This window comes from Pseudoalteromonas sp. SG44-8, assembly GCF_014164125.1.
GTDB classification, from domain to species: domain Bacteria; phylum Pseudomonadota; class Gammaproteobacteria; order Enterobacterales; family Alteromonadaceae; genus Pseudoalteromonas; species Pseudoalteromonas rhizosphaerae.
In genome coordinates, this window is the sequence record NZ_JACJEQ010000021.1 from 24,482 (window position 1) to 50,152 (window position 25,671).

18 protein-coding genes are annotated in these 25,671 nt (G+C 40.4%); 9 read left to right on the forward strand and 9 right to left on the reverse strand.

Annotated features, from left to right (window positions below):
* Positions 1-17 precede the first annotated feature (17 nt).
* Positions 18-2,042, forward strand: a complete 2,025-nt coding sequence (locus tag H5163_RS15240) for a S9 family peptidase (protein WP_182735472.1) — start codon at positions 18-20, stop codon at positions 2,040-2,042.
* Positions 2,043-2,669: 627 nt separating this feature from the next.
* Here H5163_RS15240 and H5163_RS15245 read toward each other — a convergent pair.
* On the reverse strand, positions 2,670-4,271 hold the full coding sequence (locus tag H5163_RS15245; RefSeq protein WP_145238853.1) for an isocitrate lyase: 1,602 nt from the start codon (positions 4,269-4,271) through the stop codon (positions 2,670-2,672).
* A 256-nt stretch (positions 4,272-4,527) separates the two neighbouring features.
* Between H5163_RS15245 and H5163_RS15250 the strand changes: the two genes are divergently transcribed.
* Complete coding sequence (locus tag H5163_RS15250) at positions 4,528-6,705, forward strand: malate synthase G (RefSeq protein WP_182735473.1); 2,178 nt, start codon at positions 4,528-4,530, stop codon at positions 6,703-6,705.
* Between the two features lie 200 nt (positions 6,706-6,905).
* On the opposite strand, the gene H5163_RS15255 is transcribed toward H5163_RS15250, so the two are convergent.
* The 4 genes from H5163_RS15255 to H5163_RS15270 all read right to left on the reverse strand — a co-directional run bounded on the left by H5163_RS15255 (position 6,906) and on the right by H5163_RS15270 (position 11,554).
* Entirely contained in the window at positions 6,906-7,631 is a 726-nt protein-coding gene (locus H5163_RS15255; RefSeq protein WP_145238859.1) for a YebC/PmpR family DNA-binding transcriptional regulator, read from the reverse strand.
* A gap of 167 nt (positions 7,632-7,798) precedes the next feature.
* Positions 7,799-8,434, reverse strand: coding sequence for an HAD family hydrolase (locus tag H5163_RS15260; RefSeq protein WP_145238861.1), 636 nt, complete (start codon positions 8,432-8,434; stop codon positions 7,799-7,801).
* A gap of 160 nt (positions 8,435-8,594) precedes the next feature.
* Complete coding sequence (locus H5163_RS15265; RefSeq protein WP_145238863.1) at positions 8,595-9,113, reverse strand: DUF6702 family protein; 519 nt, start codon at positions 9,111-9,113, stop codon at positions 8,595-8,597.
* Positions 9,113-11,554, reverse strand: coding sequence for a M1 family metallopeptidase (locus H5163_RS15270; protein WP_182731982.1), 2,442 nt, complete (start codon positions 11,552-11,554; stop codon positions 9,113-9,115). The genes H5163_RS15265 and H5163_RS15270 overlap by 1 nt, the downstream gene beginning before the upstream one ends.
* 305 nt (positions 11,555-11,859) lie before the next feature.
* Here H5163_RS15270 and H5163_RS15275 point away from each other — a divergent pair, with 305 nt between their 5' ends.
* The 6 genes from H5163_RS15275 to H5163_RS15300 all read left to right on the forward strand — a co-directional run bounded on the left by H5163_RS15275 (position 11,860) and on the right by H5163_RS15300 (position 19,140).
* Positions 11,860-12,114: a hypothetical protein gene (locus H5163_RS15275; protein WP_182731983.1), complete on the forward strand. Its 255-nt coding sequence runs from the start codon at positions 11,860-11,862 to the stop codon at positions 12,112-12,114.
* Between the two features lie 128 nt (positions 12,115-12,242).
* Positions 12,243-12,482, forward strand: coding sequence for a hypothetical protein (locus H5163_RS15280; protein ID WP_145238872.1), 240 nt, complete (start codon positions 12,243-12,245; stop codon positions 12,480-12,482).
* Between the two features lie 76 nt (positions 12,483-12,558).
* Entirely contained in the window at positions 12,559-13,803 is a 1,245-nt protein-coding gene (locus tag H5163_RS15285) for an exonuclease SbcCD subunit D C-terminal domain-containing protein (protein WP_182735474.1), read from the forward strand.
* A complete protein-coding gene (locus H5163_RS15290) occupies positions 13,800-17,441 on the forward strand; it encodes an AAA family ATPase (protein ID WP_182735475.1) in 3,642 nt (1,213 codons plus the stop codon). The genes H5163_RS15285 and H5163_RS15290 overlap by 4 nt, the downstream gene beginning before the upstream one ends.
* A gap of 9 nt (positions 17,442-17,450) precedes the next feature.
* Positions 17,451-18,116, forward strand: a complete 666-nt coding sequence (locus H5163_RS15295) for a class I SAM-dependent methyltransferase (protein ID WP_182735476.1) — start codon at positions 17,451-17,453, stop codon at positions 18,114-18,116.
* Positions 18,117-18,480: 364 nt separating this feature from the next.
* Complete coding sequence (locus H5163_RS15300) at positions 18,481-19,140, forward strand: hypothetical protein (protein ID WP_182735477.1); 660 nt, start codon at positions 18,481-18,483, stop codon at positions 19,138-19,140.
* Positions 19,141-19,214: 74 nt separating this feature from the next.
* Here H5163_RS15300 and H5163_RS15305 read toward each other — a convergent pair whose 3' ends face one another.
* On the reverse strand, positions 19,215-20,729 hold the full coding sequence (locus tag H5163_RS15305; protein WP_182735478.1) for a hypothetical protein: 1,515 nt from the start codon (positions 20,727-20,729) through the stop codon (positions 19,215-19,217).
* A 74-nt stretch (positions 20,730-20,803) separates the two neighbouring features.
* Positions 20,804-22,267, reverse strand: coding sequence for a dGTPase (dgt, locus tag H5163_RS15310; RefSeq protein ID WP_182735479.1), 1,464 nt, complete (start codon positions 22,265-22,267; stop codon positions 20,804-20,806).
* Between the two features lie 203 nt (positions 22,268-22,470).
* Here dgt and H5163_RS15315 point away from each other — a divergent pair, with 203 nt between their 5' ends.
* On the forward strand, positions 22,471-23,682 hold the full coding sequence (locus tag H5163_RS15315; RefSeq protein WP_145238892.1) for an ectonucleotide pyrophosphatase/phosphodiesterase: 1,212 nt from the start codon (positions 22,471-22,473) through the stop codon (positions 23,680-23,682).
* Between the two features lie 58 nt (positions 23,683-23,740).
* Here H5163_RS15315 and H5163_RS15320 read toward each other — a convergent pair whose 3' ends face one another.
* Positions 23,741-24,484 (reverse strand): zinc-dependent metalloprotease family protein, encoded by a 744-nt coding sequence (locus tag H5163_RS15320; RefSeq protein WP_182735480.1) that lies wholly within the window; start codon positions 24,482-24,484, stop codon positions 23,741-23,743.
* Positions 24,485-24,542: 58 nt separating this feature from the next.
* Positions 24,543-25,244 carry a hypothetical protein gene (locus H5163_RS15325; protein WP_182735481.1) on the reverse strand — a complete coding sequence of 234 codons (702 nt, stop codon included), beginning with the start codon at positions 25,242-25,244 and terminating at the stop codon, positions 24,543-24,545.
* Between the last annotated feature and the right edge of the window lie 427 nt (positions 25,245-25,671).

The following is a 25,671-nucleotide window of genomic DNA, read 5'->3' on the forward strand; positions in this document are numbered from 1 at the left end:
AATAACAAGGAATTAAAATGAAATTGATTGCCCCCGCAGCCCTCCTAACCTCGCTGTGTTTTTCAGTATTAGCCAATGATAACCTGCAAACTTTTCAACTAGAAAATGTATTCGACCTTGAATATGCCAATCAAATTGAAATGACTAACGACGGTAAAACCGTCTACTTTGTTCGAAATCGGATGGACATTAAATCAGATAGTAAAGTTAGTAATATTTGGTCTGTCGACAGTAGTTCAAAGCAATTACAACCGCTTACATCGGGTGTACATATGGATTACTCCCCTGTCTTGTCGCCAGACCAATCACGTTTAGCGTTTATTTCAACTCGTGATGGCAGTAGCCAAATTTATGTAAAATGGCTAAAAACAGGCGCTGTTGCAAAAATTAGTAATCTTACTCAAAGCCCTGCAAGTTTGCAGTGGTCACCTAATGGTCGGCAATTACTGTTTAGCCAATTTGTACCGAGTAAAGTTAGTTCTCCTATTAACTTACCAGGCAAGCCTGAAGGTGCCAGCTGGGCAGAGCCTGCTAAATTTATTGATGACGTATATTATCGTGCCGATGGCGGCGGTTATACCAAGCCTGGTTTTCGTCATTTGTTTACTATTGATGCCAATGGCGGTAATGCCCGTCAGTTAACCTCTGGCGACTTTGATCATGGCGGGCCAGTTAGCTTTTCTGAAGATGGTAACAGCCTTTATTTTTCGGCTAATCGCCATGCTGACTTTAAACTCAAACCAACAAATTCTGAAATATATCAGCTGACATTAAATGATCTACAAATAACAGCGCTTACCGACCGAGAAGGTCCTGATCAGCAACCGCAAATATCACCAGATGGGCGTTATCTTGCCTATACCGGTTATGATGATAAACGTACCAATTATGAAAATACCCAGCTATATATTCTCGATTTAAAATCGGGTGATACCACAAGTTTAACCGCTGATTTTGACCGCAGTGTCGAGCAAATTAAATGGGCTGATAATTCTAGAGGGCTTTATTTTAGTTACGCCAGTGAAGGCCAAACCGCACTCGCTTATCAACCACGTAGCGGCAAACGAAAAGTGATCACACAAAAAATAGGGAGTGTTTCATTCGGTCGCCCTTATTCTGGTGGTGACTTTGATATAAGCGACGATGGTGATGTGGCAATCACGCTTGCTGATACCCAACGTCCAGCTGATATAGCAATAGTTAAAAATGGTAAAACACAACGTTTAACAAAATTAAATGACGACGCGCTTGGTAATAAACAGCTGGCAAAAGTAGAAGAAATTTGGCTGAAATCAAGTTATGACGACTTACCAATTCAAGGTTGGGTCGCCTACCCTCCTGGGTTTGATAGTAGTAAAAAATATCCCCTTATTTTAGAAATACACGGCGGCCCTGTCGCTAACTACGGTCCACACTTTAGCGCTGAAATACAATTATTTGCCGCTAAAGGTAATGTGGTTTTATATATGAACCCGCGTGGTAGTGATTCATATGGGAAGCAGTTCGCGCAAACTATTCATCACAATTATCCTAGTAACGATTTTGATGACTTAATGACTGGCGTTGATGCGCTTATTGGCAAAGGTTTTATTGATCAGTCAAAACTGTTTGTAACCGGTGGCTCAGGTGGCGGTGTACTTACGGCGTGGATTGTTGGCCATACCGACAGATTTGCCGCCGCTGTTGTTGCCAAGCCGGTGATCAATTGGATCAGCTTTGTACTAACTGCTGACTTCTACCCATTCTTTGCCGATTACTGGTTCCCAGGTAAGCCATGGGATCATATTGAGCATTATATGAAACGCTCGCCAATTAGCTATGTTGGTAATGTTAAAACACCAACCATGCTACTCACTGGTGAAGCGGATTACCGCACTCCTATTTCTGAGACCGAGCAATTCTATCAAGCATTAAAGCTACAAGGAGTTGATACAGCAATGGTACGTATTCCTGATGCATCACATGGCATAACAAAACGGCCGTCAAACTTGATGGCTAAAGTAGCTTATATTCAATGGTGGTTTGATAAGCATAGTAAATAGAAATTAGTTAGCGGCGAGAGTAAAGTTAACAAGTTGCAAGTGTGAAGCTAGAAACCGTAGCTTGGTCCTTAACAACTTTTACTCTCGCTAATTTGTCACTAGTCAAATCCCCTGTAAACCCCCTTTACAAAAAGTGAGTGCTCATTCACATATTCTAAAGTTTACACAAGTATCGGACTTTGTAAAAAATCGAGTTAGTAAAATTTCGGTTTATGACATTTTTTGGTCATCGAGTTAGTAAAAAATCGGTTTGAGTCACTGTTTATGGCGTTTAAGTTGGTAAAAAAGTGGTTTGTAGTCGGTTAGAGTTGGTAAAAAATCGGTTTATATTTTCTGATTAATGGCTAATAACGGCCATTTTTATCAAAATCCCCCCTTTCCAAAGAGCTAAAAGCTGATTAAATCGCTAAATTGATAAAAAATACCGCCAAAAAATTCACTTGATTAAACTCTGATCCAAAAATTGAAAATAAATCTGATGCTAGTTAAATACTGATCCAAGCCTTAGTTAAAATCTGATCTGAGCGGTAAAGTTAGCAAGTGTAAAGCTGTATATCCTCTGTAATTGCTAGCATCAAAAAAAGGGCCTTGCGGCCCTTGGTAACATTGTTGAGTTGGACTGTTATGTTAAAACTGGTTCATAGTGTTTGCTTCGCCGCCAGCTTTAAGCGCATTTTCACCTGAGAAGTACTCTTTATGGGTATCTCCCATGTTAGAACCTGCTAAGTCTTGATGCTTAACGGATGCTTGTTCGCGGCGAATTTCTTGACGCTGCACATCACGTACATAAGCCAGCATACCTAAGTCACCAAAGTAGCCTTCTGACAGAATATCAGTGCTCAATGCAGCCGTGTGATAGGTCGGTAGCGTAATTAAGTGGTGGAAAATACCAGCTTCGCGCGCGCCATCACGTTGGAAGTTTTGTACTAACTCATCTGCTGCGACTGCAAGTTCAGTTGCATCCATCTCTGGTGCCATTAACGCCTTATTATCATCAATGCTTGGATAAGCAGATAAGTCTTTACCTTCGTCTAACCACTGTTGATAAACTTGCTCGCGGAATTTCAATGTCCAGTTGAAAGAAGGTGAATTGTTATAAACCAGTTTAGCGTCAGGAACTTGCTCTTTAACCCGATTAACCAGTTCAGCAATTTGTTTTACATGTGGTTTTTCAGTTTCAATCCACAGTAAATCAGCACCCGATTGCAAGCTGGTAATACAATCTAGTACAACACGGTCTTTTTCTGTGCCTTCGCGGAATTGGTATAAACCATTATCAAGGCGAGTCGGCTTACATAGTTGGCCGTTCAGCTTCATTGCCGTATCACCTTCATTTAAATCTTCAACACCGTTAATTGGTGTGGTTTCTAAAAACGCATTGTACTGACTAGCAAGGTCGCCAGGTGTTTGTGATACCGGCACTTTTTGGGTCAAGCTGGCACCAAGTGAGTCAGTACGTGCGACAATAATACCGTTATCAATACCCAGTTCTAAAAAGGCATAACGCACGGCGTTAATTTTTGCTAAAAAGTCTTCGTGTGGCACAGTTACTTTACCTGCTTGGTGACCACATTGCTTCGCATCTGAAACTTGGTTTTCGATTTGGATAGCACATGCCCCCGCTTCAATCATTTTTTTAGCGAGTAGGTAGGTTGCTTCTTCATTACCAAAACCAGCATCAATATCTGCGATGATCGGCACCACATGACTTTCAAAGTTATCTATTTTATCAAGTACCGCTTGTACATCACCACCAGTTGCTTTGGCGTTATCTAAGTCTTTAAATAAATGGTCAAGTTCACGAGCATCGGCTTGTTTTAGGAAAGTATAAATTTCTTCAATCAACGCCGGTACTGAGGTTTTTTCGTGCATACTTTGATCCGGTAGTGGGCCGAACTCAGAGCGCAGCGCAGCAACCATCCAACCGCTTAGGTATACGTAGCTACGCTTAGTGGTTTTTTGGTGACGTTTAATCGCCATCATCATTTGTTGGGCAGTAAAACCATGCCAGCAACCAAGCGATTGTGTGTATTGGCTGGTATCAGCATCATATGCAGCCATGTCTTCACGCATGATGTCAGCTGTAAACTGGGCGATGTCTAATCCCGTACGAAAACGATTTTGCAAGCGCATACGACTTGCGTATTCAGGATTAATTGCTTGCCATGTTTTACCTTGTGCTTGACAAAGTGTAGCTAAAGTATCGGTTTCACGTTGATAAGTAGTCATAATAAAAAATCCTCTGAACGGGTTAAAACTAAATTTTATTTATATGGTTGTGTGAGAGGCTAAGAGTTAATGCTCTGTAGCGCTTAAATCAACATTAGGCCGATTTATTGGATTTAGTAAATTTATAGTTGTTATGCTGGCTATATATTTAGTGAATGGCTAAAAGAACACCTATTGCGTATTTTTAGGTTATGGTTAACAAAAGATTGCTCACATGCAGTCAATTGCACCGCGACCGTTTAAAAGGATATCGATTATGACACTCTCTCACAGCCAATTTGGATTAACCGTAGATAACCAATTAGCCGATTTTGTTAACCAGCAACTGCTACCCGGTACAGGTATTAGCGAACAACACTTTTGGCAAGGATTTGCTGAAATTATTGATGACCTTAGTCCGCTTAACCGTGCATTATTAGTCAAGCGTGAAGACCTACAACACCAAATTGATAGCTATCACCTAGCAAATAAACACTGGGATGCAGCGCAATACCAACAGTTTTTAACTGACATTGGTTATTTAGTCCCTGAGCCCGATAATTTTTGCATTGAGACAGAAAATGTTGAGCCTGAAATAGCCCGCACAGCTGGCCCTCAGCTGGTTGTGCCAGTAAGTAATGCACGCTTTGCACTTAATGCCGCTAACGCACGCTGGGGGTCGTTATACGATGCCTTATACGGCACTGATGTACTTAGCGAAGAAGATGGCGCTGAAAAAGGCAGCAACTATAATCCTGTTCGCGGTTTTAAAGTAATGGCCTACGCAAGGCAGTTTTTAGATAAAGCGTTACCACTTGAAAATGGCTCACATATTGAAAGTACTAATTATTCGGTAGTTAATGGCCAGCTCATCATCACCTTACGTGATAGCTCACAAACAGGCTTAAAACAACCAGCGCAACTTATTGGTTTTCAAGGTGAAGCACAAAACCCCAGTGCAATTTTATTACTCAGTCATGGCCTCCATATAGAGCTACAAATAGATCATAATCATAGCATTGGTGCAGCCGACAAAGCGGGCTTAAAAGACGTCCTCCTCGAAGCTGCACTTACCACCATTATGGATTGTGAAGACTCCGTTGCCGCCGTTGACGGCGAAGATAAAGTGCAAGTGTATCAAAATTGGTTAGGCTTAATGAAAGGAACTCTCGCTGAGTCATTCACAAAAGATGGCAAAACGATTGAGCGTACACTCGCTAAAGACCGCAGTTATTCAGGTATTGATGGGAAACCGCTAAGTCTAAAAGGGCGTAGTATGATGTTTGTGCGTAATGTTGGCCATTTAATGACAAACCCTGCGATTCAAGATAGCCAAGGCCGCGACGTATTTGAAGGTATCATGGATGCAATGATCACGGTCACTGCCGCACTGCATGACTTAAATGGCAATAGCCCGGTAAAAAATTCAACTGCAGCCAGTATCAATATCGTCAAACCGAAAATGCATGGTCCTGAAGAAGTTGCTTTTACCAATACATTATTTAGTCGTATTGAACAGCTTTTACAGTTACCCAAAAACACCATCAAAATGGGCATTATGGATGAAGAGCGCCGTACATCGGTGAACTTAAAAGCCTGTATTAATGCTGCTAAACAACGTGTGGTATTTATCAATACTGGCTTTTTAGACCGTACAGGTGATGAAATTCATACCTCAATGCAAGCAGGTGTAGTATTACCAAAAGCAGCCATTAAACAACAACCTTGGATCAATGCTTATGAAGACAGAAATGTCGATATCGGTTTGCAAACCGGGTTAAGTGGTCGCGGACAAATAGGCAAAGGTATGTGGCCAATGCCCGATAAAATGGCGTTGATGATGGAGCAAAAAATTGCCCATCCGCAAGCAGGCGCTAATACTGCTTGGGTGCCCTCCCCTACTGCAGCCACCTTACATGCTATGCACTATCATGACGTTGATGTGTTTGCCTGTCAAAAAGCGATTGCCCAGCGTCAACAAGCTAGTTTAACAGAACTATTAACTCCGCCTTTGATGGTTGATCCTAATAGTTTGAGCAAAGAAGATATTCAGGCAGAGCTGGATAACAATGCTCAAGGTATTTTAGGTTATGTAGTACGTTGGATTGATCAAGGTGTAGGCTGTTCTAAAGTGCCTGACATTAACCATATAGGATTAATGGAAGATAGGGCTACACTGCGTATTTCAAGCCAACATATGGCTAACTGGTTGCAGCATGGTGTATGCACGCAGGCACAAATAGAAACTACTATGGCGAAAATGGCAAAAGTAGTGGATGGCCAAAATGAAGGGGATCCGGCTTATGTTAATATGGCCGATTCAGTGCAAAGCTTAGCACAAAGTATTGCATATCAAGCTGCATTAGCCCTTGTATTAGAAGGAGTTAAACAACCCAGTGGTTATACTGAACCATTATTGCATGCGTTTCGTATAAGATATAAAGCGCAACAATAGCTCCCCTTCGAGTTTGTTAGTGTCATATTGCCAGCCCTCGGGCTGGTTTTTTTTGCTTAAATTATCCTTTAACCATAACTTTCCTGAATAATCAGCATTCAGAAAAATAAGCTATCAACAACAAAAAAGCACATTCCAACAATGAAATGCGCTTTTGCATCTTCTCGAAACTACTAACTTGCTAACTTTATAACTTCAGCCTAATTCACTACCGTGGCGTTATGATAAACGTTTTGTACGTCGTCACAATCTTCCAACATTGCAATAAATTTATCAAAATTAGCGATAACATCAGCATCAGTAATTTCTATATGCACTTGTGGTACAAAGGTGATTTCGTCAACTTCAAAAATAATACCTTCAAACGCCTCTTCTAATGCTGTTTTTGCTTTGTAATACTCGGTATGTGGAGCAAAAACCGATACTTTGCCATCTTCAACTTCTACATCGGTTACATCAACATCAGCCATCATTAAAGCTTCAAGTACCACTTCATCATCGTCACCACTAAAGCCAAGTACAGCTAAATGATCAAACATATGTGCTACACAGCCTGGCGTACCTATTTTTGAATCAGTTTTAGTAAACGGTAAGCGAACATCTTTAATAGTACGATTTGGGTTATCTGTTAAACAGTCAACAATCACCATACAGTTACCTGGGCCATAGCCTTCGTAACGGGCTGTTGCATAATCCTCACCAGCTCCGCCAGCAGCTTTTTCTATCGCTTTTTCGATGACATGTGCTGGTACTTGATCTCGCTTTGCGCGTTCGATTAAGCGTTTTAGCGACTGGTTTACTTCTGGATCAGGTTCACCATTTTTTGCTGCTACGTAAATTTCTTTACCGTACTTAGAATTAACTTTGGTTTTAGCATTCGCTGTTTTCGCCATGGAGCTTTTACGTACTTCAAATGCTCTGCCCATCTTATGCCTCTATTGGAAACTCGATATTGGCAACATTTTAACAATTAGCGCGGTATTGAGCTAGTGATTAAATGACTGCAAAATCACAATTATGACATTTCATTTGACAGTACTCATGTTTATAAAAGTTAAACAACGCACTATTTAACATAACATATTTAATACCTTTAAATGGAGACATTTAAAATACGTGATTGTCGTGTTTGCCCTAAATTATTTATTAAGTTAGGCAATTCAGAAAAATGGTGCAGAATATAATCAGCTTGATCTGCATATGCAGGCACATCACTCGGTGCATATAAGCAAGCACGCATATTGGCATTATGTGCAGCCTGGATATCATAAAGATAATCACCAACATAAAGTATGTGTTGCTGATCTATTCCCCATAACGTTGCAATTGCATTCAAAGCGCTCGGATCTGGCTTAGGGGGGGCATCACTACGCGTGAGTACTGTTTGAATTGGCAACGGATTATTTTTTAATTTCAGCGCAGTAGCGCGATCGTAATTGCGAGTCACGATTGCCATTGGTATTGCTTGCTCTTTTAAACACGCGATAGCTTGCGCTACGCCGGGTAACAACGTTGCATGTTGAGCATCTATAAGCTCATGTTGATGGACAATATTCATTGCTTCCTCACGCATGTAAGGCGAAGGAAGACCATCAATAAAACTAAGTAGATCAAGCTCGTCAGGACACCCGACTTGAGCTTTGATAAGAGTAAAATCAAGTTCAGATGATACTAAGGTGCCATCTAAATCAAAAATAACCCCAGCTACTGCACTTTGATACGTGTTCATACCACTCCTTGTATATGATTTAATTTTCATCCAAATTACTTACTTTAAGATAGTTTAAGCAATTGGATATGAAAAGAAACATATTCGTATTTAATTAAAAATTAATAAAAAACGCGCACAAAACCACTGTGCGCGTCGGTTGGGGGACTATTAAACTTGCCTACTTTGTTTGCTCTACCGCTGTATTAGCTGGTTCAAAGCGCGCTTCTAGCCAAGTGTCATCTTGGGTAAAGTGCAGTGTTTTCACTTTGCCTTTACCTTCAACATTAACCATATTCACTTGCGCAGGCCATAAATCGCGCAGCGCGCCGTGACTCATACGGATACCTTTAATATCCTTTGGGATCGGTGCTTCTTGGTAAACCCAAAAAAACTTACCATCAACTTGCGCACCCACTTCTTTCAACACTAGCGGCTCTCCATCGAGTGTTTGTAAAGCAACATGTGATTCGATGTAATCTACAAAGCGTTGTTGATCTTCTTTATTACTAATAATATCGGCGCCACCGGCAAATAAATGCTCCACAGCATGCTCGGTATCATGTAAATAAAAACGATGCATTAGCTCAATATTGCTAGTACGTTTATTGAATAAAACAGTAGTTACTGATGCTTTAAGTTGATGTGCCGTCGCTGGCATAGCAACTATAAAAGCAAGAATAATAAGCATAAAACGCATTATTCTTGTTCCTTAGCGTCATCTTTTTCGTCATCTGTTTTTAGTTCAGTTTTAATATCATGCATGATATCGCGGCTGACTTTGGCTTTACTTTGCTCTTTTTTATACACTTCAATACGTGAAGGAATAATACGACGAGGGTAGTTATTATTTTCAACATCTACGTCTGCAGTTTCCCAACGAGGATCAACCGTTACAGATACCAAAGGCTTGTTCTTATCAGTAATAATAAGTTTTTGCACATGTTTGTGGTTGCGACGCCAGATTTCGGCAGGGATCATACGATCTTCTTTAGTACCATCTTCATAGGTAAGCTCAAGTAAAATTGGCATTACTAGGCCGCCTAAATTCGAAAATTCAAGCACGTAATAGTTTTTATCTTCTGCAACTGCGCGATCGAGTACTTTACGCTCCCATGGCTCTAAGCCTTTTAAAAATTTATTATACGAGTTGCGCTCTTTGTTAGTAACAGTGAAGCGGTCGTTTTCATCGTAGAAATCAGTTACGTCGGAGTTTTCTTCAACCCATAGCTTTTTAGCTTCAGCCTTATTGCGTTCCACAAATAGTGGCATAGGTTTAGCCGCTTCAATATCACGTAGGCGATTAAAATCTATATCAGGATTTTTAGTATCTAAACGTAATTGATAGACTTTATCGAGCGAGATATCAACATGATCAGTGCTATAGAACCAGCCACGCCAGAACCAATCTAAATCAACACCTGATGCTTCTTCCATGGTACGGAAAAAATCAGCAGGGGTAGGGCGCTTGTACTTCCAACGCTGGGCGTACTCTTTAAACGCAAAATCAAACAGCTCACGGCCTAAAATCACTTCACGCAAAATATTTAGTGCGGCCGCAGGTTTGGTATAAGCATTAGGCCCTAAACGCAGTACGCTGTCTGACTGAGTCATTACCGGCACTTGATTTTCAGACTTCATGTAGGCAACAACGTCACGCGGTTCAACCCCCCATGGAATAGTTGGATCCCATTCACGCCCAGCAACACCATCTAAAAAGCTGTTTAAACCTTCATCCATCCAAGTCCATTGGCGCTCATCAGAGTTCACCACCATAGGAAAATAAATATGACCAACCTCGTGGATCACCACGCCAATTAAAAAGCGCTTTTCAGCTTGTGAATAAGTACGCGAACCGTCATCCTGTAACTCAGTTCGTGGGCCATTAAATGTGATCATTGGGTATTCCATACCGCCTACTGGACCATTGACTGACTGCGCAACAGGGTATGGATAATCAAATGAAAAGCGCGAATAAACTTCCATTGTATGTACGATTGCTTCGGTCGAATACTTCTTCCATAGATCGCCACCTTCTTTGGGGAAAAATGACATAGCCATCACTAATGGCTGATCATTACCTCCTTGTTGGTAACCTTTTGCATCCCACATAAATTTACGCGACGACGCCCATGCAAAGTCACGCACATTTTCCGCTTTAAAGTGCCATGTTTTGGTCTTGTCTGTGCCTTCTTTTTCATTTTCTAAGGCTTCATCTTCAGTAACGATAAATACTGGACGCTTTGTATTTTTGGCTTGTTCTAAACGGTTTCGCTGAGTACGGGTCAGCACGCTACTAGCATTATCAAGCTTACCCGTTGCTGAGACGATATGATCGGCAGGAACAGTGATCTCAACATCATAATCACCAAATTCTAGCGTAAACTCACCACTGCCTAAAAAGGCTTTATTAGTCCATGCTTCGTAATCTGTATAAGCAGCTAAACGTGGAAACCATTGAGCAAGTAAGAATATATCGTTGCCATCTTTTTCAAAATGCTCGTAACCAGAGCGAGCGCCAACGGCATCTTCTTCAACGATGTTAAAAGCAAAGTCCATGCTGAATTCGGTGTCTTTGCCTGGTTTCAGTGGTTCATTTAAGTCAATACGCATTAGTGTATCAACAACTGTGACTTTTAATTCTTTACCGTTGTCATCTTTAACATTAGCAATTGTAAAGCCAAGTTCATTGTCACTCATAAATTGTTGACGACGTAGCTGGCTTAAACTTAATTTAGTTGCTTTGGGTTGTGGATCTCCCTGCAAGGCAGAACCATTAAATGTAGCAGTACGTTCTGCAATAGAGTCACTTTTAAAAATATTTTGATCGAGTTGCAACCATAAATACTTGAGTGTGTGTGGTGAATTATTTTTATACTCTATGGTTTGACTTGCTGTTAAGCGACGCGCTTTTTCATCAAGCTTTACATCGATGTCGTAATTAACATGCTGTTGCCAGTATTTTTCACCAGGTTCACCTGCTGCACTGCGATAAACATTCGGTGTAGGCAGCACTTCATCGAGTTGGCGAAACTTATCAACATAACTGCCTTTTGTTTGCTCAACTGCAGAAGCCATGACAGTACTTGAGAGAGCTAACGGTAAAAATATAGCCCCTAAAGTTACAACTGCTTTTTTCATAATTAATCCTGTTAATTTTTCGTAAGCATACTTTGTCAAAATAGTCAGATATATTCAATAAAATAGCGATAAACCGCCGCATTTATAGGGTAAAAAATAACTTATTCTTAAATACTGATGATTAACAACAAGGCAATTATTGTAAAGGGGGTTTACAGCAACTTTTGTACGAAATTCAGGCTTAATTAATGCAAGTCTATTACAGTTAGCTTTACAATTTGTAAACACGTTAACCTAAACGATGAGTAGTAAACCCTCTTACCATAGTATTGAATAAGCTAGCTGACAGCTTGCAGGGGTAACCAATGAAATTTTACATTGTAAAAAAAGATAATAGTGTTGCGGCAATTCCAGCTCAGACTGAGCAACTAAATGAATATCAAAAGCGGGGCTTCGAGTTTGTTGAAGTCGTTGCGGCTTGCGATAAAAACGACGCACTCGATCGCTTTCCAAAACATAGTAAAAAACGTAAAAAGTGGCTTGTTTTATGCAGTAGTTTGGTGGTTATAAGCATAACTTTTAGCTTAATTTCGGCTATTTTTGTATTAATGGCTAAATAATGAATTCTTTAGTTGACCTTTATAGTCATTTGTATTTAAAATCGCCCACTTTTTTGATTTGAGGGGGTTAAAAGCATCGCTTTTCTCCTCAAAAGTGTTTCAACATACTAGTAAAATGCGGTGGGCATATGGATTTTTATATCCTAAAAAAACAACAAGAAGTAATTGCAATTCCAGCAGATGAACAAAGTTGTAAACAGTATTTAGATTCAGGTTATTTTTATATTGATAAAGTAGCTGCCTGTAACGAAACGAATGCGTTAAAAGTACTGCAGGCCAAACAAACCAAAGCACTCAAAGTACCATTAGTGCTGGCATTGTTAGCTTTACCCATGGTGATCTTTGCTTGGTATAACCTAACAAGTTAAAGATTCAGCTTGTGCCCTTGCATCTTAATTTAGCTTGGGTATATTGACGCTCTTAACTGTTTTTTAAGAGCGTGACATGAAAGTCTTACATACCTCAGATTGGCATTTAGGCCAACAATTTTACGAACACAATCGCTGCCAAGAGCATCAGGTGTTTTTCAGTTGGCTGATAGACACGCTCGTCACACAACAAATAGATCTGCTGTTAGTCGCTGGTGATATTTATCACACAGCTACCCCGCCTGCTAGCAGTGAAAATCAACTCTACCAATTTATAAAAGATGCCAAAAAGCACTGCCCTGCATTGCAAATAGTGCTTATTGCCGGTAATCATGATTCTGCAAATCGCATAATGGCCGCCCAGCCGCTGCTTGCTCAGTTTGATACTCAGGTCGTAGGCCGTTTTGATGCGAATAATCCAGCAGATGTGGTACTGCGTTTAAATAGCAACTCTGTAACAGCTCATATCGTTGCAATGCCATTTTTACGTGCCAGTGATGTTAGTTCACTTAGTCACACTGAAAACGGTCACGATTACGCTCAAGGCATAGCTAAGGCGTACCAGCTAAGTATTGAGCATGCGCTCATTGATAAGCCTGCAACAACGCCGCTGATAGTGATGGGGCACTTACATGCCAAGGGCGGCGATATCTCCAGTGATTCTGAGCGAAATTTGATAATTGGCGGAGAAGAATCAGTCACAGCAAACGTGTTTAGCAATCATGCTGATTACGTTGCGCTGGGCCACTTGCATAAAGCGCAAATAGTCGCAAAGTCCGAGACTATCCGCTATAGCGGTACACCAATGCCGATGTCGTTTTCAGAGCGCAACTATAAACACCAAGTAAGTGTTGCTGAGTTTACAACCACCACTGATGATACGATTGCAGTGACTGTAAACCCCCTTTACATTCCTCGCCCAACAGAAGTGATTCTATTACCTGAAGGTGAGTGCGTACCTCTTGAACAATTATGCCAACAACTATCGAGCCTAGACCTAAGCCAATATAGCCAAGCTCCGTATTTAAGAGTAAAGCTCAGTGCAGGGGATACCGATACAACTTTTCGAGAACAAATTGAAAAAGCACTAGAGAACAAAGAAGTGCGCTTTTGCGGCATAGAACGCGTTCGTCAGCAAAATAAAGAGCAGCGTTTAACTGTCTTTGAAGATTTAAGCCAAGTCGAAATGCTCAACCCGCAAATGTTATTAGAGCAAGCGTTTGCCAATAACAAAGACATGGCGGGGCAAGCTGTCCCGGATGAGCTAAAAGCCCTTTTAAACGATGTAATAAGCGAACTTGCGGAGCAAGAACAACTATGAAAATAACCGCAGTACGCATCCATAACTTAGCCTCAATTGTTGACGCCGAAATCGACTTTACCAAAGCACCGTTAAGGGATGCTGGTTTATTTGCCATAACGGGCGACACCGGTGCAGGAAAAAGTACTTTTTTAGATGCGATTTGCTTAGCCCTTTATACCAAAACAGCTCGATTAAGAGGTGATAAAGGTAACTTAATAGATTTTAATGGCGACAGTATAAAGTTAAATGATCCACGTAACTTATTACGCAAGGGTAAATGGGAAGGTTTTGCCGAGGTCGATTTTTTAGGCCAAGATAAACAGCTCTATCGCGCGCGCTATACCATTCAAAGAACTCATAAAAAAATAACCGGCAAGTTAAAAGTAGCTGAGCACAGCCTCTATACTTTGCCAGACGAAACGCTAATAGCTGATAAAAGCAACACCATAAAAGAAGTCGAAGGTAAAATAGGGCTCAACTTTGAACAATTCTCGCGGGCGGTATTATTAGCGCAGCATGAGTTTGCGGCATTTTTAAAGGCAACGGGTGATGAACGAGCCCAGCTTTTAGAATGCTTAACTGGCACAGATAAATTTAGCTTGATTGGTAAACGTATTTTTGAGCGCCATAAAGAACAGCTAAATAAACTCGAATTGCTCAAAGCCAGTTTAGCCAGTTATACCTTACTCACTGACGAAGAACTTGCCGCGAAAACTCAACTACTTGATGATTTAAAACAGCAAATTGAAGATACTACAAAAACCTTAGCTGGCATCGAGCAGGGTATAAACTGGTATAAGCAAGCCAATAGCTTAGAGCAAGCACTTAATCTAGCACAACAAAATCAACAACAAGCCAGTACAGCGCTTAAAGCCATTGCAACACAAAGTGAACAGGCTAAACAAGCGCAAAGTGCACTGGAAATTAAAGACAATCGCAATCGCTTTAAAAGCTTAACGGCGCAAAATAATGAACTAAATACCAAGGTAAATGATTTAAAGAGTATCGATCATATGGCACTCATTACTGATCTTGCCAGCGCACTTGAAAAGCACAACGAGAGCTTGCAAACGGCGAAACAACAGCAAAAAAGCGCAGAACCAATCATTGCTAAAGCGCGTGAGCTCGACAATCAACTTGCGATGCAAACACAAACAATAACCAGCATTACAAGGCAAAATGAAAAAGAGCAAAAACAACTTACTCATTTACAGCAGCAATTTAAACAAAGCCAAGCAAGTCATCAACAAGCAAAAAAACATTCCGAGCAACACCAGCAATGGCTAAACCAGCATAGTCAACTTAAGCAACTAGCGAGTGATTGGAATTACTATCAGCATAGCTTTAATCAGTTTTTGCACGCTAAGCAGCAATTTGCAACAACGACTGAACAAAGTACACAGTTAGCAGCTGAGCTTATACGGCAAAACGAGCAGCTGGAAACACAAACTAAAAAACTGACGCTAAGCGAACAAACACTTTTAAGCGAACAACAAAAGCTTGATCAACTCAACAAGCAACACGGCCAATTTAATATTGAGCAATGTGATGCCAAACTTAAAAGTATCGATTACTTAAAAGAGCAACGCGAACGTTACAAACAGTTTAATCAAGAGCTAAAGCAAAGCACGCAACAACAAAGTGTTATTGCAAGCAAACTAAGTCAGGGCGAGCAAACACAAACAACGCTAACCCAGAACCTTGTAACAAGAGAACAAACGCTTAAACACAGTGAATACGCACTAAATCAAGCTCGCTTGCGTGCCAGCGAAAGTGTCGAACATTTACGTGCTCAACTTACGCCAAATGAACCTTGTGTGGTATGTGGAGCAACCGAACACCCATTCGCAGATCAGCAATTAACTAACTTGATCGCTGCTTTTGAAAATGACTATAAAACTGCAAAACAGCACTACGAAAATGCCCTAGCAGAGCTTCACTCGCATCAAACTCAGCATGCTGTGCTCGTTGCTGAACACACACAACACAGCCAAGCGGTACAGACTGCACAGACTAAACAGCTTGAAATAAAACATACCATGCAAGCGGCCCGTACTGAACTTAATGACTTAACCTCAGAGCAATTGGAGGCCAGTTACATTGCGCTCAATGAACAAAAAACACAGTATTATGCAACGCAAAAACAACAGCGCAACTTGCAAGAGCAGGTAAACCAACTGCAAAGTATCTTTAAAAATGAGCAGCAAGCTCAACAACAGTTACATACACGCCACCTTGAACTAAGCAATCAACAAAGCCAGCTCAATAGCAAGCTAAGTGAGCTAAGCACACAAATTAATGAGCTAACCGCGACCCTTGGTTCACAATTTCAAGAGGCTCAATTTTGGCAACAACTGCAAAATAATTCGCTTAATTTAATTGAGTTAAACCAGCAAGTTGAGCAATATCAGCACAACCAAGAGCAGCTTGAGCAAGCGCAAAAACAACTCGATAGCGCTGACCAACAGATGCAGCAGTTTACACCGCTGATCAGTGATACAGAGCAAATCTTAAAAAACCTAAAAGATGATTTAGCCAAAGCACAGCAACAACATAGCAGCTCGCAAAGTGAGCGCTTAGCGCTATTTAATAATGAACACATTAGTGCTGACGACTACCAAACGAAGCTAGCTGCTCAACAAGAGCAATGCCAAGCACAGCTTCAGCACAGCCAAAAAGCGCACGATAACGCGATAAAACAACGCGACGAGCACGCGATAACGCTGCAAGGCCTCGAGCAACGGTTACTTGAAAATGCGCAAGAACAAGCCGACCTCGATACTCGCTATAATCAATGGTTTGCTGAATTTAAAAGCCGCTACAGCGATGCAAACCACGAACAGGTCACAATTTTACTAACACTAAGTAGCGATGAAATTAAAACGCATTTAAAGCAACATGAACAATTAGCGCAAGCTTTAATAGATGAAAATGCCGCGTTAAAGCAACACAAACACGCTTACTTACAGCATCAAAACAGCGACAAACCTAAGCAAAGCCATGCTGAGCTTATTCAACAGTTAGCCAATTTAAACGATCAGCAAGCTGCGCAGCACAAAGCACAGCTTGCAACCAATACTGTACTTGAACAGCACAATCAAAACCGTCAGGCGCTGCAAGGCAAGCAAACTGAATTGGCAACCGTGCAAAAACACGTCGAGCAATGGCATGTACTTAATAAAGTCTTGGGTGATGCAACGGGTAAAACCATGCGTAACTTAGCACAAACGCAAACGCTAAAAATATTATTACACTATGCAAACAGCCACTTACGAACGTTAAACAAACGCTATGAACTTACAGCTATTGAGCAAACCTTGGATATCGCCATTGTTGATAAGGACATGGCCGATGAGCAACGTTCAGTTAATACCTTATCCGGCGGCGAGTCGTTTTTAGTCTCGTTGGCACTTGCGCTGGGCCTTGCATCTTTGTCATCCAATAAAGTAAGTATTAACTCTTTGTTTATTGACGAAGGCTTTGGTACGTTAGACAGTGAAACATTAAGCATTGCCATGGATGCACTTGATTCATTACAAGCGCAGGGGCGCAAAGTGGGCGTGATCTCCCATGTATCTCAAATGACAGAACGGGTTGCTACCCAAGTTCATGTCGCCAAGAAACCTGGTGGCTATTCGACTGTTACAATTATTTAAGGAATAGTAATGCCAACATTTACACAAGACGAAGCAACGCAGTATGATTCTCGCATTCCTCGTTTAGTACCGGGGTATGAATTGCTGCACAACAGTACCGCAGCGCAACTACAAGCAACGCTCGGCGATGAAGCGCATATTTTGGTAATAGGCGCCGGTACCGGTAAAGAAGTCGCCCTCCTTGCTGCCTTGCAGCCTAAATGGCATTTTACTGCACAAGACACCTCACAAGACATGCTCGATATCGCAAAGCAACGATTTGTTGAGCTTGGGATCAGTGAGCGGGTTACTTTACACTTAGGCTCGCCATCCGAACTTACACAACAAGCGGATGCCGCATTATGCTTATTAGTGATGCACTTTGTGGCAGATAACGGCGATAAAAAAGCCATGTTGCAAGCAATTAGCGCACAGCTAAAAGCACATGGGCAATTATATTTAGCCGATTTAATGCGTCCAGAAACACTTTTTGAGCGTGATGCCCAATTGATACTCAGCAAACAATTAGGCTTAACTGAAACAGGGGTAGAGCGCATGCAGCATAATTTTGAGCATGAGTTTTTCCCACTTGATAGAATTCGTCTTGCCGACTTACTCGATGAAACAGGCTTCAATAGTGGCAAGTTGTATTTTAAAACACTTGGTTTTAGTGGTTATGTGGCACAAAAACGCTAAACGTAAACTAATAATTTACCTTTCACAATGCTCTATTACTACTTAGACATGCATTAAAGCATTTTTAAAACCGTTTACCCAACGCTGGTTAACGGTTTTAATATTGACACTTTATTTTTCAATATTTTATCCTAACCAAATAGATTCGTATTAGGTCTAATAAAACCACCATTACTTGGGATTGTGTATCATCCCACTAACAACAATGTACTGACACACTTAGAATCAACAATAATTTTTTCATGTGCTTTTAAGCCAAATATAAGCTTTTAACGGTTACCGTCTTATTTGGTTGTACCTATAAAGTTTGCAATAACAAAAAATAATGGTAGGCTGTACGTTCATCTTTTACAGGACGTAACTAATGAAAAAATGGATTTTTATATTAATCTCCCTCAGTTTCAGCCCGCTATGTACTGCATCCGCTGTTTACTCCCCTTTGACACAACCGCAATTAGAACAACCTGACACAACACTATTCACTCGACTAGCTGATTTTTGTAATCGCAGAGAAAACATCACAACATCAACCGATAAAGACAGCTTCGCGAATATAATTGAATCACCAATAACAGCTGGTTTTTATCTACACTCATATAACAACACGGCAAAACAGACTGCATGGCGCAGTTTTTATGAGTTGCCAGCGCGCTGTAAAATTAAAGAAAACGCCACCATTAATGCACTTTGGTGTACGGAGCATCAGCGAAAAAAACGCCAACAGTTTGAATTACATTGGCAAACAGCGGGCAACTTACAACGTGCCGAAGTGCAACCAAATGATCATGTCTATGAAATCATCCTACCCAGAAAAGGCATGCAATCGATTAGTTTAGCTACTCAAAACGTAAAGTCACTCCCCCAAACAAGCTTATTACAGCATGCCTCTTCATTAATGGGGATTGTCTGTATTTGTTTGTTTATTACCGTTGTGATTTTATTTTTTAGTTGGCGACATGCTAAAAGGGTGAAGCGGTTCGTAATCTTAACTCATACAAATAAAGTAATTTATAGCAGCAAGTAACAGCCCAGAGCAGGCTGCTACTAAACGAAATAGTCTGAGCTTTGGAGAATCAATCTCCAGCGACAATTAATAAATTAATCGTCGGTTTTTAACTGTTTTGCACGCTCTTGTGCTGCAATTAATTTGGCTGATTTTGGCACTGTTTTTTTCGGGACAATCGTCGGCTTTTCTTTTGAATTTGGATCCCAAGTGGGGTCGAGTGATAAATTAGCAAATGGGTTAGCTTTACTCTGATTTGGATCTGCTACAGATGCGCCAGATATATCATCTCTTTCATCTTGCTCTGATGCACTATGCTGCTCTGCTGCTAATTCATCGTTTAATGCCGCAAGCGCCTGTGCTATTTCATCATCACTGTCAGTTACCGTTAAAGTATCAGCTTGTGGTTGAACATCGACGGTCGTTGATAGCTTAACTTCCCTCATTTGCGAAAGGCCTGATGTGAGCACTTGGCCACTACTATTAACAGCATCCGAATGGACAATTTCATTTACTACTTCATTCGTTGCGCAATGAATAACGTTTTCATCATCCATTTTAGGTAATTGCTCAGCTTCGCTATCGAGCTCTGTTGTGGTCGTTTGGTGTGGTTCTAAATTAGTTTCAAGATCAGCTTCAACATTTATCGTCGCAGACTTTATGACATCTTTAGGTTGTTGTGGTTTCTGACCTGGTAATGGCGCATCAGGATCAAACATACGCACTTCAGGCTCTTTAAAATCATGCTCATTTTTAAAAAGCCGCTGCGTTAGCTCAACTTTTACGTTCACATCGTCTGAATTTATCATTTCAGTTTGTGGAGTTGCAATCACTACTTGCTCTGCTATAACCGCTTTTTTTGGCGCAACAGTGGATTCGCTTGCTACGGGCTCAGCCTTTGCGGGGGTTAATTTTGATACAGCGGCTTCTGTACTTGAAACCTCATCAGTTGCAGGAATTAGCGGTGCAGTTTCAACTGCTGCTTTTTTGTTAGCGCGTAAGCGCAGCAGCAACATTGCAGCTAATAATAAAACTACTAACAACAATAAACTTGGCATTAATAACGAATCCGACTCAGTGCGCACTGGTTCTGGGGCTGTTACCTTTATCGTCGCAGGTTCGCTTGTTATTACGGCTTCGGGTGTAGCGTCAACTTCATCATTGTTTTGCCCAAGCGGCTGTTCGACTGTGGTTTCTGCGCTGCTCTTTTGCTCAACTTCAATACTTTGGACATTCTCAACATTTTCAACAATTACAGACGCCTCCCTTTGAACTTCTGCTGGCTCATTTTTGGCTACTGACGAATTGCTGTCAAGGGGGTTTACAGTCGAGTTTTGCGTCTCTAATGTAGATTTTATTTTATTATCAACATGTGTTTTTGGTGCAACCACTACAGGTGCTGGTTGCGCTTGAGACGCTGGAGGTGGGTTACTGCAGTTGTTTTTATAATCTTTTGCCGCATTTCGATAACTACGGCTACTTGTATTATCGCTGTATTGTTGCATTTGTTGTTTATACAAAATGCACATAGCTTCACTGTATTTAGCAAAGCTATTGAAACTAAAAGTAAATAAAATAAATAAGCAAAGTCGTAATACGTGAGCCATCATAAATCTATTAAACAAAATAACACAATAAACCCAGTTTAATAGTTGTGCGCAAATTTATCTAGCAGTGTGTTTTGCTAATCAATTACCATCAAGGTACGGTATTCATCGTAAGCAAATTGATCTGTCATGCCGCTGATATAATCTTGAATAAATCGACAGCGATAATAAAACTCATAAGCGAGTACATGATCGGGTTCAGCTTGCATCGCTTCAATGGCTTGTAAATAGCTATTTAAATGCTTTTTCGAAAGTTTTTTGAGCAACCGTGTTTCAATTAAGAAGCGACCATCCCCTTTGACCACCCGTTTAAAGTCATCATGACTTAACAGCAGTAATGGCTTATAACAATCAAGTAATCCATTGATAATTCGATAGCCTTGTAATTCAAGTTTACCGACTTCCTTATGTGAAAACACATACTCAAACGCCACTTGTTTCAAAGTGGTGGTTATAGCGTGTAAATGACTGCGGTCTTCTAACAAGGCTTGATTAAAATCACCATGATAAACCGCTTCAATATTATCTATAAAACGTTTGGCCGCATAATTAACCAGAGGGTGGAGTAGAGTTACCCGTAAATAAATAAAAAACTCGCTATTAAAGTTATAAGGTTGCTGAGCGGCCTTATCGAGGGCATAGTTAACTGCTTTTTCGACCACGTGCTGATGTTCTGCATCGTCAATAGTAAGATTAGTTAACACTTTTTGATAATGCTGTTTGAGTTTATCGCATAATAACTCAACAGTGATGATGCCCTTTTCTACGGCATCTTCAATATCAGCTAAGCAATATGAAATATCATCAGCCGCTTCCATTATATAACTGGCGGGGTGGCGACATTGTGGCTCTATCAATAGCTCTTTTTGCAATCTTTCAACAAAGTTTTTTTCACTGTAGTAAAAGCCTACTTTTTTCATCAAATAATTTTTAGTTCGTGGTATATCTTCTTTAGCCATACTTGCCGGACGCGTGTATTTTAAAATACCAGCCGTTTGGCTATAGGTTAAATTAAGTGATAACAGTGAGTGTACAATACGGATACCTTGCGCATTACCTTCAAAGTTACAAATATCTTGTGCTAAATGTTTAAATATTAAGCCAATTCCCGTGTGTGGATCGGCGCAGCGCTGAGGGGTAAGCGTTGCTAAATTTGCGTTAAACCAGTGATTAATCGCCGCTTCACCAAAATGACCAAACGGTGGATTACCTATATCGTGCATCAAGCAGGCCATTTCAACCAGACTTTCTAGCGGCCTCTCTAATCCTGTTAGGCCATATTCAGCTTGTTGTTTGGCCGTTAAATTCGCAAAGATGCGTTGCACTATAAAACGCCCAACTTGTTGTACTTCGAGAGAGTGAGTTAACCGCGAGCGTACCGCAGCATTGCGCTCCAACGGAAACACTTGCGTTTTTTGTTGTAAGCGGCGAATTGCAGCACTATTGATGATACGGCCACGATCGCTTTCTAACGCCATCTGTAAATTAGGGGTTGAGCGCAGCTCACGCGCTGACGTTATTTTTTTGCTGAAATCGATCATAGACGCTCCTTTTATTGTCTACTTTTAATCTAACAGCTTGTTTACTAAATTAATATCTATGACTGCTGTTCGCACATAAATTTATCTATTAATAATTATCACGGTCATAAAATAGCGGTACACTGCATATTAAGCATAAGCATATCGTAACGTATTTGTTTATTTTCTGATTACCAATAACGCCCAACAAAGGTATTAATACAATGAAGCCTATTTTAAGTTTTCTGTTATTAGCATTGCTCATTTATGGCTCTTTTAGCCACGCTAAAGACGATAGAAACTCTGCTAATAATACCGTAGTACTTGTTTCTCTTGATGGATTCCGCTGGGATTACATCGAAAAACACGGTGCTGAAAATTTAGCCGCAATAGCTAAATCGGGAGTTCGCGCAACTAAAATGCGCCCGGTATATCCGACTAAAACATTTCCTAATCATATATCTATCATTACTGGTTTATTGCCAATTAATCATGGCGTAGTAGATAACCGCTTTTGCGATACACAAAGAAATGAATGCTATAGCATGGGAAAAGGGAAAGACGACAGCACATGGTTCAACGGCATTCCACTGTGGAATTTGGCGTCGATGCAGGGATTAAAATCAGCCGCTTATTTTTGGCCCGAATCAGATGCGCGATTTAATGGCATGCTGCCGAATTACTTTTACCATTATTCAAAACACAGTAATTATCAAAATCGTGTTGATCAAATTATTCAATGGCTAACATTGCCAGCAGCGCAGCGCCCGCAATTAGTTGTTAGTTATTTTTCACTGGTAGATAGTATGGGCCATGAATATGGGCCTGATGCGGAGCAAACCAAGCAAGCGGTAAAAGAAGTAGATGTATTAATGGGGCAATTACAGCAACGCCTCAATGAACTAGAGCAAAATGTTAACTTAGTGATTGTCTCCGATCATGGTATGAGTACCGTTGAGCCAAACCAAAGTATTGCTATCAGTAGCTTACCGAAAGACGACAAGTTTATGGTTAAAAATACCGGACCGAGAGTATTGATCTATGCTAATAAAGGCACTACAAAAGCTGAGATCACAGCATATAAACAACACTTAACGAAAGCAGCAAAAGGGCGCTATACCGTACTAAGTGATGAACAACGTAAGCTTTATCACTATGCTAACAATGGCCGAACTGGTGATATTATTTTACAAACCACAGCACCAAGAAGTTTTGCTGATACCGGTAAAGTAAGCTATTTAGGTACCCATGGCTATGCTTATAGCGAAGATATGGCGGCAACCTTTATTGCCAATGGCCCAGCATTTAAAAATTCATTAGTAATCGATGAAGTAAATAACTTAGATGTTTACCCACTTATTGCCAAAGTACTGGGAATTAAAGTACTCAATGCAATCGATGGCGATGGCGCAACACTTTGGCCTGCTTTAAATTAAATAATAAAAAGAGCGCTAATGCGCTCAAAAGGGAAAAACTGTTCACTAAAAATAAACGCTATTTAAAGTTAGCAATACTGTCTTTAGTGGCATTTACTGTACGCCATGCAAACGATTCACTAGTTACACCGTAAGGAATACCATTAACACTCCAGTTCGGGTTAGAAAAATAATCATACTGCGTGGCACTACCAAATACATGAGGGTACGCCATAATACTGGCAAACTGATTTTGTACGCCATGGCCCATACCATCAACATAAACACCACCTGATGTATCACCTTGCTTACGAGAGTGTGCTAAGCCTTGATTGTGACCTAATTCATGTACAAAGGTTGTTGCTCCACAATCTACCGCTGTAATACTGTACATACTGTTACTTACTGAGCTATATAAATTACCATTACTGCCATTGCCAACCCACGCAATACCACACGAAATTAGGTTACTGCCAGCACTTTGACCAGTACCAAGCACCGCAACCATATCTGCCCCCCAACTATTGCGTAAACCTTGAATATAACTACTGTTAGTGACTGAATTTAGCCAGCTGCTAGAAGGTGTAATTGCATGATTACCTAAGTTTTCGCTGCCTACTAAACGCAGTGAAATATCAATACCATTTTGGCTATAAACCTGATTACTAAAAGCAATATACTGGTTAATTTTAGTATTAATGTTTGCAGTGGCGGCCGCCGCTTGATCTGTATATAAAATCGCAATATCAATAGTCGCGGCGTGGCTAGTTGCAGTCATACCTAATGCACATAATGCAGCTAAAGTAGTTAGTCGTTTATTCATAGTAGTTCCTTGTCAGGTTGTGTTGTATTACTGTGTTAAAGTCTGCTCTGAAAAATTTCTATAAGTTATTACCTTCTGCTTTTGGTGCAAACGGATCCTCACCATTGCTTGGCTCTAATGTGGGTTGATTTGTGACTTGATGTTCCATGTGGTTTTTATAAAGATCTCGCTTTGTCGCAAGCCAACCATATTGCCCTTTACCTTCAAATACATAATTACCGCTTGGTGCAGTTAATTGGCCATATATAGCGTCTGCGCCAATAGTCATCACGGTGGTGTGAAATCGCCCATCAGCACCAAGCACTCGGCCAAAAATACTTTTATCACCATTGCTAGCAGCAATTACATTGGTAACCTCTGCGCTAAAGGTTTCAGCGGTTTGTGGAATAGCTAGATCAAAATTATCACCTTGCTTGAGCTTTCTGAGCGCAACTAAGTCAAATTCTATATAAACCTCATTATGTAAATCTGTAGGCAAAAATCCTGAGGCTTTGAGAATCTGCTCTGCTTTCTCTGAGAGTCGATTAATAGCATCAAATTCATCATGTGTTTGATTTACAGCTACTTTAGGTTTAGCTAAAATTCTTGGTAACGATATATCTGGTGATGTTTTAGCCCCTAACTTAGGCGCTATAGTCGATAACTGAACGTCACTCGTAGGAACCGAATGGGTTACATTGCTTTCTTTGTAGATAACGAACTCATATAGCAAAAAAGCACTGATCGGAACGATAACAATAAATGCAATAGCCCTTTTCATTTGTCTCTCTTTTAGATCTAAAGGTTAATATATTGTTATTTTTACATCAGAGTAAATTAAATCGCAAGCATAAATTTGTTACCGAAAACAAAAACGAAACTTTCAATATTTATCATATTAATCTTACAGTTAATAAATTAAATATATAAAAGTTATGAATGAATAACTTTAATACTAAAAATACAACGCGTTAAGTTAACATTAACTTATCAATTATACCTTTTGTAGATACATACTTTATTGCAATAAAAAAACACCTACTATTGATTAACCAAAATGAGATATGAAAAATAATATTATCGTGACGATAAAATTTATTTGTTTTACTGCACATCAGATGAACCTCATACTCCGCGTCTTTTGCCGCAGACTCTCATCATCATAAGTGACTGTGAACATCTATAACGTAGTGAGCCTATTTTTTCTG